The sequence below is a fragment of the Pseudomonadota bacterium genome (genome assembly GCA_036339585.1).
GTDB lineage: Bacteria > Pseudomonadota > Alphaproteobacteria > UBA8366 > UBA8366 > UBA8366.
In genome coordinates, this window is record JAYZAS010000012.1 from 21,604 (window position 1) to 38,713 (window position 17,110).

A 17,110-nucleotide genomic window follows, 5' to 3' on the forward strand; every position below is an offset into this window, starting at 1 on the left:
ATCGAAATTTTACAAGCTCAATTTTGATCTTCTGAGCTCGAACCAGACAAAATCAATGCACTAAGGACTGAGTGAGATCTTCACAAATAGCTGTCCCATGGGATAAGCGCATTTTAACTATTGAGAGAAATGACAAATCGAGATTAAGTGCCGTTGGCATTTCCGCTCTTCCGCATCAATGAAATCGTTCGGCTTAAATCCGCTTGTATGGCAATTATTGCAGGCGCCACAAGAAGTACTAGCATGGTCGTGACCACCAAGCCGAAAATAATTGTAACCGCCATTGGAATAATAAATCGGGCTTGAAGGCTTGTTTCAAACAACAGGGGTGTGAGGCCTCCTATTGTTGTTGCGGAAGTCAGGATTACTGCACGAAGTCTGTCGCACGCGCCATTTTTTATCGCTTCAATTGTTGGTTCACCATTTGAAATACGTTCATCGATAGTGCGCACAAGAATAATAGAGTCATTAACGACAATGCCTGATAGTCCAACTAAGGCAATCAAACTTAAAACCGTAAGGTCATAGCCTAGCAGAATATGCCCAATCACTGCTCCAACAAAACCAAGCGGTATGATCGCCATTACCACGAAAGGTCTGGTGTAGCTTGCAAAAACCCAAGCAAGAATTACATATATTGCCGAAAAACCTATTAAGGTTCCAGTCTTCATATCATCAAGGGTGGTTTTTTGCTCTTCAGCCCTACCAGCAAAATCTGCCTTCAATCCAAATTTTGCAGCGATTGCGTTAAGCCCATCTCGCTCGAGGGCTTCTAAAACCTTGTTGTTATTCGTTATTGCTTTATCAGTCTCTGCCGTTACTGCAACGACACGCTTTCCATCTTCACGTGTGATACTTGAAAACCCCTTTTTTTCGCGAATATCTACCACTTCATTAAGCAGGACCTCAGCTCCGGCTGTCCCTCTCAATCGGAAACCATCAAGGCTCCGAACACCGTCACTATTCCGGAGCTGACGCACACGTACAGTGACTTCCTCATCTCCACGTGGGAACCGTTTTGCAATCGCCCCCTCAAAAGCATTCCGCACCTGTCGTCCAACATTTTCAGTAGTAAAACCCAGACTACGCCCTTGTGGATTCACAGCGATAATTGCTTCGCGCTTCCCGAACTGCAAATCGTCATTGACATCACTCACACCATTGTAACGCTCTAGCAGAGCCCGCACCTCAGTGGCTGCTTGTTTTAGGTCATTCAAGATTCGGCCTTTTAGACGGACGTCAACGTCGCGTCCCGGAGGACCACCCTGCGCGGGCGTTATAGTAAAGATGTCCATGCCCGGAATAGGCTTTATCCGAGCGCGCCATGCCTCAATAAAAGCAGTAGTTCTGATATCACGCTCGTCAGATTCCACTAGCTCAACCACCATCCCGCCAAAGTTATCGGCATTCCTAACCGGAACATCTCCTCGAGCTACCGACATTCCAAATTTTAGAATACTGAAACGAACCACCCCTCCCTTGCCTTCGGTAAGGGCGTACTCCGTTTCACGCATGCTTCTTTCCATCTCACGAACCATTTTAATTGTCTGATCTCGCGGCGTGCCAGCGTTCATCTGCACCGAGGCAAACATGCGATTAGCCTCAGGTGCCGGGAAAAATGTAAAATTTATTCTGCCGCCTATTAAAAGCCCAACACAGATTACAAAAGCGGCTATAGCAATGGAAATGGTGGTATAACGCCACCTAACGGCATGCATAACTATCTGCTCGAAACGATTATCACGGAACCGATTAAAAGCTGAGTTAAACGTTGCCCTTAGGCCCTTTATCTCACCATTTGCTATTGCAAATGCTCCACGCAGGTGTCCAGGGAGAACAAGAAAGCATTCGATTAAGCTTGCGATGATCATCGCGACCACAACCAGCGGAATGCCTCTGATAATATCACCTATCACATCAGAAATTATGAATAGTGGCATAAAGGCGGCGATCGTAGTAAGCGATGAGGAAAATACCGGAGCCATCATGTTGGTTGCTCCAAGCTCGGCAGCTTCTATTGGGCCGAGGCCAGAGCGCGACTGTTTATCAGCATGTTCTCCAACAACGATTGCATCATCAACGACAATACCCAGCCCCATTATCATGCCGAAAAGACTAACCATATTTATCGATTGGCCAGACGCAAGCATAACCGCAATCGCAGCTAATATCGCCACCGGAATGCCAATAGATATCCAGAAAGCCACTGAGACACTGAGAAATAAGAACAGAATTAACACTACCAGAATTAAGCCGGTAAACCCATTTTCGAGTAAAAGTGCAATACGACTCCGTATTAATTCTGACTGAACATCAAAGGTTTCGACCAGAAGGTTCGGTGGTAATGTAGGATGCAAATCCTTCAGGTAATTCTCTACTCGATCAGCCACTTCAAGAGCATCAGCGGCTACTGCCCTTTGAACGTGAAGTTCTATGGCACGAACACCCTTCCGCTCCAAGGTTGGCTGAGTTTCCGAGAAACGTTCGCGCACAACTGCAATATCTTTTAGGATTACTTTTTCACCATTTTTTAGGGAACGCACTTCTATGCGCCCGATTCCAGCTGCACTCTTCTCTAAACCTATTGAACGTATTGTTTTTTTTAAGGCACCTGAGATATTTCCTGATGGAAGGTCCTGCGAAGCCCCACGAATGCGCTCGGAAATATCGGCCAGCGTTAGGTTTAATTCCAGAAGCCGCTCTGGCGCCACTTCCACCCATATTTCCTCGTCACGTGCGCCAGTAATATCAACCTTATCTACACCACGATCGAGCAAATCATCGCGTATACCCTTAGCTATAGCCTTCAGGGATGATTCTGGATAAGGGCCAGAAATAACGATGCGATTTATCGTGTCATAACGTACTATGCGCTTGATCTCGGGTTTTTCACTATCTCTCGGAAGTGTAGAAACTTGACCAACCGCCGTTTCTACATCTGCGAGAGCAGCCTGCATATCCGTCCCTGGCAAAAATTCTACTGATATCTTTGCAACTCCCTCAACTGAGGTTGAACGAACCCGTTTTACTCCATCAAGAAAACGCACCTCAGGCTCTATTGCTTGCACAATATTATCATCAATATCTTCGGCGCTTGCTCCCGGCCAATCCACTGAAACGGAGACCCAATCTATCCCAAAATCAGGAAAAAATTGGGTGTTAGTCTGCCGAAGGGCAAACAAGCCAGCCACAATCATCACAACCATTAATAAATTGGCTGCGGTGGGATGACGCACAAATATACCTATTGGCCCAGCACTTGATTGCATTAGGGCACCGTTACTCGCAAACCGGGTCCGATCTCATTGAAACTAGTGGTTACAATAAGGTCACCCCGCTCAATTTCTCCGGAAACTAAAACTTCATCGCCAAGACGGCTTGCAAGTGTAACTTTGCGAGCCTGTAATCGATTATTTTTGATTACATATATCGTATCATCGTACAGTGCAGTCTCTGGTAACTGCACTACATTCAGATATGGGCGATCTTCCAAAGAAACCTCCACGAATATCCCGGGTCGGAGTTTCGTGCGCTGATCAAGTCCATTCAATCGCGCAAAAAGGTTAACGCCACCTGTCGCTGCATCTACCACACTCTCAACACGAGCTATTGTTGCATCGAAGGTTTCAGATGCCCCCCCGCGCCAGAAAACCCTCACTGACTTTCCCACAATATCACTGGACTTCGAAAGTCTGCCAAACTGCCTGTTACCAACCTGAAACTTGACTTCTAACCTGCCTGCTTCGATTAGTCTCGCAACTCTATCCCCTATTGATACATATCGACCAACTGCCGTACCCACTCCAGTGAGAAAACCATCGAAGGGTGAAAAAAGCTTTGTATTTGCAAAATCTCGTCGCGCGCGTTGTAAAGCAACATTACGCCTTTTGATTGTTGCCTCTTGGCTTTCAATATTCGCCTTAAGCTTGGCTATTGTTTTGGTGCGCTCCGTAACTCGCTGCCGTGCTTCACTAAGAGCTAACTTAGAATCATCGAAATTTTTCTCGGATACGTTTTTCCTTTTCATTAGTTTCGCACGACGCGCAACGTCGCGAGCCCTCAAGCGTGACTGCTCTTCATCACGCTTCAGCAAAACTACCGCGCCTTCAAAATCTGCCTTGAGTTCGGATAAACGTGCTTTAGCTTCAACCCACTCCGCCTCACGCTCACTTACTTCCGCTGCATAGTCGAAAGGATCAAAAGAAACTAGCAAGTCACCCTTTGATACCACTCCCCCATCGATGAATTTTTCATTAACCGCGATCACACGTCCACGAACCTCTGCTCGGAGTTCTGCTTCACGACCTGCGGTAATCTCACCATAAAAACGTCGTCGTGGTCTAATATCGGCCGGTTGTGCCTCTATAACTGAAACAGACCACTGCTTTTCTACGACGGGCCGAGCCTTGACCTCAGGCTTGGTTGCTTTCAGGAGGCCAACAACACCAAATGCAGCGAACAGTATAAACAAAGGCAAACCAATCTTAACAAACCGTAATCTCGGCAAACGTGCCGATGTAAGCTTGGTGAAAAAGGAAATTGGATTTAACATTTGGCAGTTCCGCGGGTAGTAGGCAGGTTAAGTGTACGCAATATGCCGGATGATACGATATCGATTACTTGCTGACGGTTATGTTCGTCGTAGTCTTGCCAGCCGGTCCGCGCGAAAATAACCGCTCTCGCAAAGCCAAATGCCATGCACTGTCCAATTATGGTGGCGGTAACTATTTTAGTTTCAATCTCTTTTGGGTTTATTTGGAGCGCAGCACTAACTAGCTTTGCTATGACATTATGCATTGGCTCAATACGTTTAGTATAAAGAAATTGAAATCCTGATGAAGGTTGTTGAAATTCCCGCATGACTAATGGCATCTGCCAACGGATCCTCGGATCCGTCAAAATGCCCGACAACAATGCGCCAACAAACCATACTGCCGTTTCCGCTAACACTTCCCGTCGGGCACCAGCATCGGCAATATCGTGTTCCATCTTTGATATCATTGGATCGAAGAGAGGTGCCGTATCGTCAACTAATTGTTCGAGCACAGATTGGTAAAGACCATTCTTACCCTGAAAATAATAGGTAATGGCAGAAATATTTACTCTGGCGGCGGCAGCAAGTTCCCGAGTTGACACACCGTCAAAACCACGTGCAGCAAAAAGTTGGCCAGCGGCCTCTAGTATTCTTGCGCGGCTTTTCTCGCCGCTTGACCGATTATGAAGCCCATTTGATGCTTCCCCACCCTTTAGGTCATTTTGCATATTTTGCTTCCATTGCATCTGATTAGTTCAATCGATTGATTAATCTTAGTTGTGACTTATTGCAAGTAAGTTTTTCTAACCTTTTGTTTTCAGCACCATACGGCTAGTTTATGCTTGCAATTAGAAACTACCAACTAGGACATATAATATGTACTACGATCCGGACGTTAAAGGAGATCACGGCCTGCCCCATGACCCTTTTAAAGCACTCGTTTCTCCACGACCTATTGGATGGATCACCACTCTAGGTGCAGATGGCGTCGTCAACCTTGCGCCCTACAGCTTCTTTAATGCTGTCTCGTATTTCCCCTGTTATGTAATGTTTTCATCAAGTGGCTTGAAAGATGATCCTATGAAGCATAGCTGGCGAAACGCCGAAGAAACTGGCGAATTTGTCTGTAATATCGTCTCAACAGAGTTGGCCGATGCTATGAATTTAACAGCCAAACATGTACCAAAAGATGTAAACGAACTCGAAATGGCCGGACTAACGCCGGAGCCCTCAGAAAAAGTTAAACCACCTCGGGTAAAAGAAGCCCCGGCTCATTTAGAATGTGAGTATTGGAAAACAATCGATTTACCAACCAACAATCCTAAGTTTAAGCATGGTGTTGTCTTTGGTCATGTCGTAGGTATTCATATTAACGACGACATTATCGTAGATGGTCAAGTTGACGTTACGCGGTATAACCCGCTCGCTCGTTTGGGTTACATGGATTATACATCTGTCGAAAAGACCTTTTCCATGAAACGACCTGATGATCTTGCGTTGGGACGGAAAGTCCTGGGTGACAAACCTTACAAGATCAAAACATCCACATGAATAAACCTAGAGCCCCAGTAGCAAGTCTGGAGCCTTTGTTAAATCCCCGCACAGTCGCAATTATAGGGGCCTCTCAAGATGAGAGCAGAATAGGCGGCATGCCAATTAGGTATATGCAGCGTTACGGTTACTCCGGCGACATTTTCCCTATCAATCCAAAACATAGGAAAATACAAGGCCTTGATGCACATGCGAGGATTGGTGATATCGGAAAAGAAATAGACGTCGCAATCATGGCAGTGCCTGCGAAAATTGCGGTTGAAATAGCGGAAGAATGTGCTGCTGCAGGAGTCAAATCAATATGCGCATTCACATCTGGATTTGCGGAAATGGACAAAGATGGAAAAGATAAACAAAACCGTCTAAGAGCAATTGCTGAAAATTATGGGATACGAATTTTAGGGCCCAATTGCTTAGGGTATTTCAATACAAAATTTCGTTATTACGCGACCTTCTCAACATCCATTCTGCATGGCGAACCACAGGTCGGAAATATTGGCTTGGTGAGCCAGTCTGGTGCATTTGGAAGCCATTGTTTTGTTCTGGGTCGCGAACGCGGGCTAGGCTTTACCTACATGATAACTACAGGCAATGAGGTCGACGTCGACGTAGCCGACTGCATTGCTTACCTTGCCCAGCACCAAGAGACTAAAGTTATTGCCGTTTATATGGAGGGCTGTCAGGATGGAGAGAGACTTAAGGCAGCTTTAGGTATGGCATTTGAAGCATCTAAGCCAGTAGTTGTTCAAAAAGTGGGCAGAACCCACTTGGGTGCCAAAGCCGCCCTTTCTCACACCGCCTCGCTAGCCGGCGTTGACGAAGTTTATGATGCTGTCTTCGCAGAATTCAATGTTCATCGCGTTAACACAGCGGCGGAATTAATTGACGTTGCCTATCTGCTGAGTTTTGGCATATTGCCGGCGGGAAATAAACTTGCAGTCGCAACAATCTCGGGTGGAGCAGGCGTTTTAATGGCGGATGCTGCTGCAGATGCAGGTCTTAACATGCCGAAAATGCCGAAGGCCACACAAGAAAGACTTAAAAAAATTATTCCTTTTGCCGGACCCCAGAACCCTGTCGATTTCACAGCTCAGGTATACAATGAATTTCCAACAATAACAGAATATGTCCGGGCGATTTTTGAAGAAGGTGGATACGACAGCGTGATAGTATTCTTCTCCTCCTTACTTTATTCCAACTCCTTGACTGCTAAGATTATCGAAGCACTTCTGCCTGTCAGGAGAGAATTTCCTGATCGTCTTTTTATGTTTTGTGCTATGGGCCCAGCAAAGAACAGAAGAAAAATTGAAGAGTGTAACATCCCGGTACTTGAAGACCCTACAAGTGCTGTAAATGCTATTGCTGCTGTAAGCGCTATTGGGACCGGTTTTGCCAGTAAAAAAACAAAATCTGCGATTAAGGTAAAAGCCGCTACGCTACCTAAAGGCAGAGTAAACGAGGTTGCTGCAAAATTAATTCTCGCGCAACTGGGAATTAGATCACCAAAAGAGATCTTGGTAAATACGAAGGCTGAAGCGATTTCCGCCGCCAGAGACATCAACAAATCTGTCGCACTCAAGATAGTATCAACCGATATTGTGCACAAAACAGATATTGGTGGCGTAAAACTTGGTATTTCTGGTGCTGAAATGGTTGGTGATGCTTTTGAAAAAATAATGAATAATTCCAAAGCTGCAGTGCCTAAAGCCACAATTGACGGAGTGTTAATAAGTGAAATGGTCGATGAAGGTGTTGAAACAATTTTGGGTATTCAGAATGACCCTCTTTTTGGTCCAGTGGTTATGTTTGGACTGGGTGGTTTGTTTGCAGAAGCTATTGAAGATATAGCATTTAAGCTAGCGCCTCTCGACGAGGCAACGGCAATGGAGATGGTAATAAAAATTAGGGGTTTTCAAGTTTTATCTGGAGCGCGCGGGACAGCGCCAGTAGACTTACAATCACTAGCTAAAGTTATTGCACAACTTTCCAACTATGCATACGCCCATAGGGATATCTTACAAACAATAGAAATAAATCCGCTTCGTGTTTTAAAAAAGGGCTTATTGGCATTGGACGCTGTAATAATAACTCGATATGCAAATTAAAACCCGTCAACACAGCGAGAACTTTGAACCTTTAGTTGCTGTAAATGAGCCTAAAAATTATCTCATCCTAATGTGATACACCTTAAAAACCCAATGAAACAATATCAAAATATTATCGTCATAATCGCTTTTATAATGACGATAACCCACGGCAGCGCGGACGCCGGGAATCGATGGAAGGGCAAATGGTATTTTAGTAAAAAGTGCTCTTTCTGTCATTCCGTAAGCCTGAGGCAGGAGTCTGAAGAAATCGGCCCACATATTCGCCACGTCATGGGTCGCGAAGTTGCGGCACGCTCTGATACACAATATTCGTCTCATTTATTGCTTCTGAAGAAGCATGGAGTACGATGGACACCAGATTTACTGAGACAATTTATAAATAAACGCGACGGCTCATGGTTTGATTACTATCGGAAAAAGTTTTTAAAAAATGAATGCGTTTCTTATCAGACAAGCACGCGACACCCAGAATGTGCCCCCTACACAACACATAATAGGGGAAGACGCGTAAGCACAAGGGACCTCGAGGATATTATTTCTTACCTAAAGGCATTCAAATGATGTTTTTTGACAACAATAGAAGAGCATATTTCCATATTATAAAATCTCCAATCGCTCTAACATGTGGCATATTTAAATTATATGGCAGCTGAACAATGAACGTTTCCGAAGTTAACAACACCTATAAACTCGACACCGTAGAAAAATTACGCACGATTTATAAAACTCCAAAAGATACTGCTATCCGCAAGCAAACCGACCACGTAACGGAACCAGGGCAAGCCATGATAAAGGCTTCACCAATGATTATGATAGCGACAGCTAATTCTAATGGCGTTGATGTTTCGCCAAAAGGTGACCAACCAGGATTTGTTCATATCTTAGATGAAAAGACCTTATTAATACCCGACAGGCCTGGCAATAATCGCATTGATGGGATTACCAATCTTATTGAAAATCCAAAGATCGGTATCATCTTTTTAGTCCCAGGCAACAATTCAACTTACCGGGTTAACGGCACGGCTCATATTAGTAATGCACCTGAGTTACTTCAACGTTTTCTGGTCAATGATAGGCCGCCAAAGACTGTCCTTGTCGTAAAAGTGGAGGAAGCGTTTAGCCATTGCCCTAAAGCTTTTATCCGCGCCGACCTCTGGTCGGAAGCTGGCCAAGGCCACCCAGAGAATGTCCCAAACCACGGTACTTTCGCCGCTTTCCGCGATGGAGGGGATGAAGCTTACGCTAAACAATACGTTGAAGATTACAAGGAGCGTCTTCCGAAAGAACTGTACTGATTTTTGCCGCCAATTAGTCAGCAATCAGATTTTGGTGCCGTTTTTATTTAACATCAGACAAAAGCACCTTGTAAACCAAGAGGCCCTCGATCGAACAAATAAGCATAGACCTCATGCCCTAGGATTTTATTTCATCGAGCGCATACCCAGTTCCACGAACAGTGCGGATCAAGTCGGGACCTCCCCCAGACTGGAGCGCTTCACGCAACCGACGAATGTGAACGTCCACAGTTCGGAGTTCTACATAAACGTCGCTGCCCCAAACCCGACTGAGTAGTCGTTCCCGACTGTAAACGTAGCCCGGGCGCTGCATAAGTGTTTCCAACAATTTAAAACATGTTGGACTTAAATGCACCGCATTTCCGCCTCGAGTTACACGGCGCTGATCCAAGTCAAGATCCACATCTGCAAACATCATATGACTTGATGACCCATGATAGGAATTTCGACGTAACTGTGCCTGAACACGGGCTATCATTTCTCGTGGCGAATATGGCTTGATTACATAATCATCAGCACCTGCCTCTAGTCCCATTACACGATCAGACTCCTCACCGCGTGCAGTTAACATTATTATAGGCAGATGTCGGGTATCAGATCTCTTGCGCACAGCTCTGCAGAAATCAATGCCTGATGAATCTGGCAGCATCCAATCAACAATGGCAAGATCGGGTATTTCTACCTCAATCCAATGAAATGCTTCTTCCCCAGTTATTGCTATGCGAGTAGAAAAATCGGATTTCTCTAAATTATAACGCAACATCTCCGCGAGTGGCGGCTCGTCCTCAACGATCAGAATGAGAGGTTTAGTCATTTTTCTGCCTATCTCTAACCAATACGCCCCATTACATAATCGCGAAGACGCTCATCTTCGGGATGGTCAAAAACACGCCCTGTTTCTCCATGCTCAACAAGCCTGCCAAGATGAAAATATGCGGTTTGGTCTGATACCCGACGCGCCTGCTGCATAGAGTGAGTAACTATGACTATTGTGTAATCTTCTCTCAACTCCTGAATAAGTGCCTCTATTTTGGAGGTTGCAATTGGATCCAGCGCGGAACAGGGCTCGTCCATAAGCAAAACTTCAGGTCTAACTGCAATCGCTCGTGCTATACAAAGACGTTGTTGCTGGCCACCGGAAAGGCTCAAACCAGGTGCATCTAATCGACTTTTCACCTCATCATAAAGACCCGCACTTGTTAGGCTCGTTTTGACTATATCATCCATCTCCGACTTACTGTCCGCCATCCCAAGAATGCGAGGACCATATGCAACATTATCAAAAATAGATTTAGGGAATGGGTTTGGCTTTTGGAATACCATACCGACCCGGGAACGTAGGGCCACTACGTCTTGGTCAGGGCTATATATATCGGTGCCGTCAAGTACCACTTCGCCATCCACTTTACAGCCGTCGATCAAATCATTCATCCGATTAAAACAACGAATGAAAGACGATTTCCCGCAACCAGATGGTCCAATCAAGGCAGTCACTTGCTTGGCCGCGATATCGATATTTACATCGTGGAGAGCCTGTTTCCCCGAATAAAAAAGATTTAGATTTTTTGCTGCTAACTTTATCCGGCTAGCAGCTTCACACTCCGCGAAAGGTTTGTAAAGGCCGATGAAAGCAACATCGGTATTCGTTTCTATACTGGGCGATGCTATATCTGCCATATTTTATAATATCCCTTCTTCTACCAACTTGTTTCAAATTTTCGACGGAGAATGACTGCGGTTAGGTTCATTAGTATTGTAAATGCGAGCAGGATGAGTATTGCGGCTGCGGTACGCTCAGAAAAAGCTCGTTCAGGAATGTCTGACCAAAGAAAAACCTGCACAGGCAGTGCTGTCGCAGCATCCAAAATGCTGCCAGGTATATCCACAACGAACGCCACCATGCCGATCATCAGAAGCGGGGCAGTTTCGCCCAAGGCTTGGGCTACGCCAATCACAGTACCCGACATGATACCTGGCCTGGCAAGAGGGACCACATGGTGGAATGCAACCTGGACCCGACTTGCACCCAGTGCCGTTGCTGCTTCTCGTATTGAAGGCGGCACAGCCTTAATAGATGCACGCGATGCAATAATTATAGTAGGCAGCGTCATGAGGGACAAAACCATGCCCCCTACTAGTGGCGCAGATCTCGGCAAATCGAACATATTAAGAAAGATAGCAAGACCCAAAAGACCGAAAACGATTGAGGGCACAGCGGCCAAATTATTTATATTTACTTCAATGAGATCTGTATAACGATTCTTCGGCGCGAACTCTTCAAGGTAAACCGCACTCATAACACCAATTGGTAACGCCAAGGCAATGCAGACCAAGATACTTAGAAAAGAACCTACTAACGCGCCCCCGATTCCTGCCAGTTCTGGTTCACGAGAATCGCCAGACAAAAATAGGGTGGTGTTGAATTTTGTTGTGAGCGCGCCAGCTTTTTCTAGTTCTCTCAACCAACCCATTTGCTGATTAGTTAGCCGCCGAAGATCTGGGCCAGCGTCACGGGGAACTTTGCCTTTAATAACCATGTCAACATCATCTGATGCGGTGACCCAAACCTTAATGGTCTTGCCGACGACATCCGGGCTTTCTTTTACGATGTCTTTTAGCTGAAATGGAGCTCCTGAGCTCAGGAGCCTGTAGAGTTGTCGCTTGCCTCCCCGTGACGTAACAGTTGGGAAAGCTTTGTAAATAGCCCGCTTGGTCAATAAATGAAAATTCGCTGCCTCAATATCCTTTTCTTTTGGTGGGATGTTGTCACCAAATTGATCGCCCCCTAGATCGACCTGCAGAAGGATTTTTGTTTGTTTAAAAGCACTGCTACCGGTATTTACTATTGTTGCAAAAAGCACCGCAATGAAGACTACAGCGAGACTGATCGACAAAATGCCGTAGACCTTAAAGCGTTGCTCAGCACGATGCCGCTGCCTCAACTGAACTTGCACACGCTCTTGCAAAATTGAATGGTCTATCAAAAGTCCGGTCCCCTTACTCATAGCGTTCGCGATAACGTTTTACAATTGCGAGTGCTGTAACGTTGATGAGCAGAGTGATCAAAAATAATAGTAATCCTAGCGCAAAAGCGGCTAAGGTTTTGGCACTATCAAATTCTTGGTCTCCAGTCAGAAGTGTAACAATCTGAACTGTGACAGTCGTAACGGCTTCAAAAGGGTTGATTGTCAAATTAGCGGTTAACCCTGCAGCCATTACAACAATCATTGTTTCACCGATAACCCTTGAAGCAGCTAGTAACATCCCCCCAGTAATACCAGGTAATGCAGCCCGAAGTATTACTTTGCGTACAGCCTCAGATTTAGTAGACCCAAGTGCAAGCGCACCCTCTCGAAGAGAATTCGGCACTGCTGTTATTGCGTCATCAGAAATGGAGGAGACGAATGGGATAGTCATGATCCCCATAACCAAACCGGCAGCAAGCGCGCTTTCGGAGGATATGCTTACTCCAAATGCCGCACCAGAGTCCCTCAACAATGGGGCAACAACCAAGGCAGCAAAAAATCCATACACTACAGTTGGAATACCTGCCAGGACCTCTAGGGAAGGTTTTATAAAATCGCGAAAACCCTTGCCTGCATACTCAGAAAGATAAATTGCAGCCATCAATCCGATGGGGCCAGACACCGTTAACGCAACCGCACTTATCAAAAATGTTCCCGCCAACAATGGCAAGGCACCAAATGCCCCAGCCGCACCAACTTGGTCCTCCCTAATTGCTGTCTGCGGGGACCAATGTAGACCGAACAGAAAATCAACAATTGGTACTTTTTGAAAAAATAAGATCGTTTCAAAGATCAATGATAGAAATATCCCGACCGTGATCAAAACAGCTACTGTTGATGCACAGATCAGAACAAAAACAACCCCGCGCTCAAAAAGAGCACGGGGGATGAGCTCGGATACCTTAAATATCCGAGCCACATTTAATCTTTGCTTACATGCTGAGAGGAACAAGGTTCTTAACCGCTGATTTGAAAGTTTTTCTTTCTTTTGACGACATCGGTATCATCCCCTTGTCGATCAAATAACCATCTGGCCCCCAAGCCTTCTCACTTGTGAATTCAGCAATAAACTCCTCTATTCCAGCAACTTTGCCGACATGCGCTTTTTTTACATAGAAGTATAATGGGCGGGATACTTTATATTTTCCAGTTGCAATGTTTTCGAAGGTAGGATCTTTGCCGTCGATGGTGCTTCCTTGTACTTTGTCAGAATTTTGATCAAGGAAACTATATCCAAAAATTCCAAGCGCTTTAGGATTGGCGTCGAGTTTTTGGACGATCAGATTATCATTCTCACCTGCCTCAATATAATGGCCATCTTCACGCACTGAATGGCAAATAGCCTTATATTTCTTTTTTAAGGCCTTTGCTTCGGTCTTATTACCGGCTTTTTTGGCCTTCTTTGAAGCCTTTTTAATACCCTTAATCCACTCAAAGGACTTGCAACCACCTTCCATTGCTAATTCTACAAAAGCATCGCGGGTACCTGAAGTTGGCGGTGGTCCGATAACTTCAATTTTTACAGCTGGTAAAGATGAATTTACATCTTTCCAAGTCTCGTATGGATTAGCCTTTAGCTTACCCTTTCCATCCGGAACATCTTTCGCCAGCGCCAGGAAAATATCTTTGCGGGTTAAGGCTAGCTTTTGCGCCTTTTTTGAATTGGCCATAGCGATCCCATCATAACCCACTTTGACTTCAACTATTTCTTTAATGCCATTTTCGGCACATCGCTTAACCTCAGATTTCTTGATACGTCTCGATGCGTTGGTAATGTCAGGATGCTTCTTTCCGATACCTTTGCAAAAGAGCTTCAGACCTCCGCCAGACCCAGTACTTTCAACGATCGGCGTCTTAAACTTAGTGGATTTACCGAATTGTTCGGCCACAGTGGTTGAAAACGGATACACGGTGGATGAACCAACAATTTTAATTTGTTCCGCCGCTGTAGAGACACAGTTTAAACCAAAAACTATGGCCACAAGGGGCAACCAAAACTTACCTAACATCTATATATAACCCTCTTAATGTTGCGGGCAAAAATACCCGGTCAACCTCCTTCTATCGGTTCATTAAGATGGTCTTATTACAATTATGTTAAGGTTTTGTTACAGCAGGCGTTCGTAATATAACGCGTTGTTTTTTGTGTATTTTATATTTTAAATACTCAGTAGCGAAACAGTAAAACGTGTTTCAGCGCCTAACTCTGATTCTATTCCCAAATGGCCCCTATGACGCACGAGAATGTGTTTTACGATAGCTAAACCCAAACCAGTCCCCCCCATATCACGGGACCTCCCTTTGTCTACTCTGTAAAAACGCTCCGTTAATCTCGGAATATGTTCAGGTGGTATACCTTCACCTTCGTTTGTTATCGATACAGCAACACCAAGAGCATCAGATTCACCGGCATCGGGCATAATACATTTACTTGCTCCAACTAAAATTTGAGTGTTCGGACGACCGTAGTAAATCGCGTTGCCAACTAAATTCTGAAAAACTTGCGTTAATTCATCCGCATCACCAAGAACCTTCGGCAAGTCATCGCACAGACTTACGCGAATCTCCATGCCACGCTCTTTGGCATTTACCAATAAAATATCACCCACCTGCCCCAAAATTGATGACAAATCGACTATCTGTTCAGGTCGGATATGCTCATCTGTTTCCACTTTGGACAGAGCTAACAAATCGTCGATAAGACGAGCCATTCGCTTAGCTTCGTTTTCCATAATAGATAGAAAACGGGCTGATGCTTCAGGATCATCTGCAGCCGGCCCTCGAAGGGTTTCGATAAAACCCAGTAAAGCAGATAGCGGTGAACGCAATTCATGACTAACATTTGCTACGAAGTCTGCGCGCATTTGGGATGCCTTCTTTGTCTCCGTTATGTCGTGAAGGACCAGCATTGCCCAACATGAGCCAGCTGATTTCAAGTCAGGAAGCCTCCAAATGTTCAACTCGTAATATCGCCCTATCGGATGCGGCAGAAAAACTTCCCTACGAATTCCGGGATTCCCTTTCAATGTCTCATCAATTGCACCGGCGATATGTTCACTATTCAGCAAGTCGTCGAGACTAGAACTCGACAAATCAGCACCCAACAACTCTTTCGCAGCTCGATTGAAATTAACGACCACATGTTTGACATCGACCAAAAATACTGGGTCTGGAAGGCCATCTAGAATACTAGCATCCAATGGCGGCCCCATCTGTTCATTTTGAGATTTTAGGCTCATAATTTAATTAATCTAACAGACCCGTTATGCATTTACATTAAATCAAATTGACTAATTTATTTTTGAGAAAAACCCACGCGGATTATTTTTTACGGGGACCTATTTTACTACACGTGTCTCAATTGAAGATGCCTCTATTGCATCCCAATCGTACTCTACACCCATTCCAGGAAGGCTCGGCACACCCACTGTTCCATCTGGCTCTATACAGTCTAATTGGTCGTGATAACCGTTTTCATAGTATGGCAAAGACCATGCATTGGACATTTTTGGATGAACCAAGTTTACTTCGTAGAAATTTGAATTGCGGCAGGCGGCCATCAGTTGTCTCATAGCGGGTCCACAGCTATGCACTTCAGTGTCTATGCCCAGCCCCTCTGCCGCATTCGCGAGCTTATAACAAGCGGTTATGCCACCGTCATAATCTGGGTCTGCCCTCGCGAAATCTGTGGCTCCAGCAACAAGCATGTCAACAGTCGTTTCCAGGTTTCGAATGTGCTCCGTAATTAAGACCGGAGTTTTTACGAAACTTTTTAAAGATTGATGGCCTCGAATTGAAATTCCACCATCACCGTAGGGGTCCTCATACCAATACAAGCCGCATGCATCACATACCCGGCCAATTTCGATAGCATCCGCTAATGTTGCCAAATGATTAGAAGCATCATACATAATCTTCATCTTGTCACCGACGCGTTTTGCCACTGTTTCAAGTAATGCGGTTTCCCGAGCGACGTTACCCTCATGCCAACCATGCATTTTGTAAGCGCGATAACCCATTTCATAACATTGTTCGGCAAAGTCCGCGTAAGCCTCTGGACTAGACAGCCCATTCGCTTCTTCATCACCGCCTAATGTGCTAGCATATGCCGGCAGTCGTTCCCGATAACCACCTAAAATCTGGCTGACGGATGCACCGTATTGCTTTCCTGCAAGATCCCAAAGCGCGATATCGATAGCACCAATGCCCACTTCGCCTATATGTTTGGTAAGTCGCCGCATGGTGTTGTAATGCTGGGTGCGGGCTAGGGCTGGCTTCCCCACCAAGCGCGAAGCGAGAGCTTCCGCAGCAGCCATTATGGGCCTGACACGGCTTCGGCCTGGAACATATTCCCCCATTACACCTGTATCAGTATATATACGAACCCCAAACCGAAGGTGCGTGCCGGTTTTCCCAGGCGTGTATGACACCCCAAACCCAGCTGGATCAGAAGACATATTCTCGATATTTATTTCGAAGGCAATAAATTCAATTCGTTCAATGATAGGGCCATCAGTCATATTATTTTCCTATACGGGTCATTTTGAGACGGTGCCTCTTAAAACACACTACCATCCCAACCAAAGACGCACAATT

General features: G+C 45.3%; 13 protein-coding genes and 1 pseudogene. 4 read left to right on the forward strand and 10 right to left on the reverse strand.

Translation table 11 applies throughout. The features are described 5' to 3' along the window. Positions 1 to 143: 143 nt before the first annotated feature. From VX941_08720 to VX941_08730, 3 genes are read right to left on the reverse strand one after another with little or no spacing between them, the layout of a single operon-like run. Positions 144 to 3,269: an efflux RND transporter permease subunit gene (locus VX941_08720; protein MEE2933491.1), complete on the reverse strand. Its 3,126-nt coding sequence runs from the start codon at positions 3,267 to 3,269 to the stop codon at positions 144 to 146. Continuing rightward, positions 3,269 to 4,552, reverse strand: coding sequence for an efflux RND transporter periplasmic adaptor subunit (locus VX941_08725; protein MEE2933492.1), 1,284 nt, complete (start codon positions 4,550 to 4,552; stop codon positions 3,269 to 3,271). The genes VX941_08720 and VX941_08725 overlap by 1 nt, the downstream gene beginning before the upstream one ends. Beyond that, positions 4,546 to 5,262, reverse strand: a complete 717-nt coding sequence (locus tag VX941_08730; protein ID MEE2933493.1) for a CerR family C-terminal domain-containing protein — start codon at positions 5,260 to 5,262, stop codon at positions 4,546 to 4,548. Before VX941_08730 ends, VX941_08725 begins: the two co-directional genes overlap by 7 nt. A gap of 148 nt (positions 5,263 to 5,410) precedes the next feature. Between VX941_08730 and VX941_08735 the strand changes: the two genes are divergently transcribed. From VX941_08735 to VX941_08750, 4 genes are all read left to right on the forward strand, one after another. Next, complete coding sequence (locus tag VX941_08735; protein MEE2933494.1) at positions 5,411 to 6,085, forward strand: flavin reductase family protein; 675 nt, start codon at positions 5,411 to 5,413, stop codon at positions 6,083 to 6,085. Continuing rightward, positions 6,082 to 8,190 carry an acetate--CoA ligase family protein gene (locus tag VX941_08740; protein ID MEE2933495.1) on the forward strand — a complete coding sequence of 703 codons (2,109 nt, stop codon included), beginning with the start codon at positions 6,082 to 6,084 and terminating at the stop codon, positions 8,188 to 8,190. Before VX941_08735 ends, VX941_08740 begins: the two co-directional genes overlap by 4 nt. A gap of 93 nt (positions 8,191 to 8,283) precedes the next feature. Beyond that, on the forward strand, positions 8,284 to 8,754 hold the full coding sequence (locus tag VX941_08745) for a hypothetical protein (GenBank protein ID MEE2933496.1): 471 nt from the start codon (positions 8,284 to 8,286) through the stop codon (positions 8,752 to 8,754). 95 nt (positions 8,755 to 8,849) lie between these two features. Further along, the gene (locus VX941_08750) at positions 8,850 to 9,488 is read left to right on the forward strand and encodes an MSMEG_1061 family FMN-dependent PPOX-type flavoprotein (protein MEE2933497.1); all 639 of its coding nucleotides are present in this window, start codon (positions 8,850 to 8,852) and stop codon (positions 9,486 to 9,488) included. A gap of 118 nt (positions 9,489 to 9,606) precedes the next feature. Here the strand turns inward: VX941_08750 and phoB are convergent, their stop codons facing one another. The 7 genes and pseudogenes from phoB to VX941_08785 all read right to left on the reverse strand — a co-directional run bounded on the left by phoB (position 9,607) and on the right by VX941_08785 (position 17,034). Next, complete coding sequence (gene phoB, locus VX941_08755) at positions 9,607 to 10,302, reverse strand: phosphate regulon transcriptional regulator PhoB (GenBank protein MEE2933498.1); 696 nt, start codon at positions 10,300 to 10,302, stop codon at positions 9,607 to 9,609. Positions 10,303 to 10,316: 14 nt separating this feature from the next. Next, a complete protein-coding gene (gene pstB, locus VX941_08760; protein MEE2933499.1) occupies positions 10,317 to 11,165 on the reverse strand; it encodes a phosphate ABC transporter ATP-binding protein PstB in 849 nt (282 codons plus the stop codon). Between the two features lie 20 nt (positions 11,166 to 11,185). Next, positions 11,186 to 12,493 carry a phosphate ABC transporter permease PstA gene (gene pstA, locus VX941_08765; GenBank protein MEE2933500.1) on the reverse strand — a complete coding sequence of 436 codons (1,308 nt, stop codon included), beginning with the start codon at positions 12,491 to 12,493 and terminating at the stop codon, positions 11,186 to 11,188. Continuing rightward, positions 12,486 to 13,376, reverse strand: a pseudogene (gene pstC, locus VX941_08770) (phosphate ABC transporter permease subunit PstC). The gene pstA and the pseudogene pstC overlap by 8 nt, the downstream one beginning before the upstream one ends. Positions 13,377 to 13,446: 70 nt before the next feature. After that, positions 13,447 to 14,523 carry a PstS family phosphate ABC transporter substrate-binding protein gene (locus VX941_08775; protein MEE2933501.1) on the reverse strand — a complete coding sequence of 359 codons (1,077 nt, stop codon included), beginning with the start codon at positions 14,521 to 14,523 and terminating at the stop codon, positions 13,447 to 13,449. Positions 14,524 to 14,673: 150 nt separating this feature from the next. Further along, positions 14,674 to 15,753, reverse strand: coding sequence for an ATP-binding protein (locus VX941_08780; protein ID MEE2933502.1), 1,080 nt, complete (start codon positions 15,751 to 15,753; stop codon positions 14,674 to 14,676). Between the two features lie 99 nt (positions 15,754 to 15,852). Next, positions 15,853 to 17,034 carry an enolase C-terminal domain-like protein gene (locus tag VX941_08785; protein ID MEE2933503.1) on the reverse strand — a complete coding sequence of 394 codons (1,182 nt, stop codon included), beginning with the start codon at positions 17,032 to 17,034 and terminating at the stop codon, positions 15,853 to 15,855. Positions 17,035 to 17,110 lie beyond the last annotated feature (76 nt).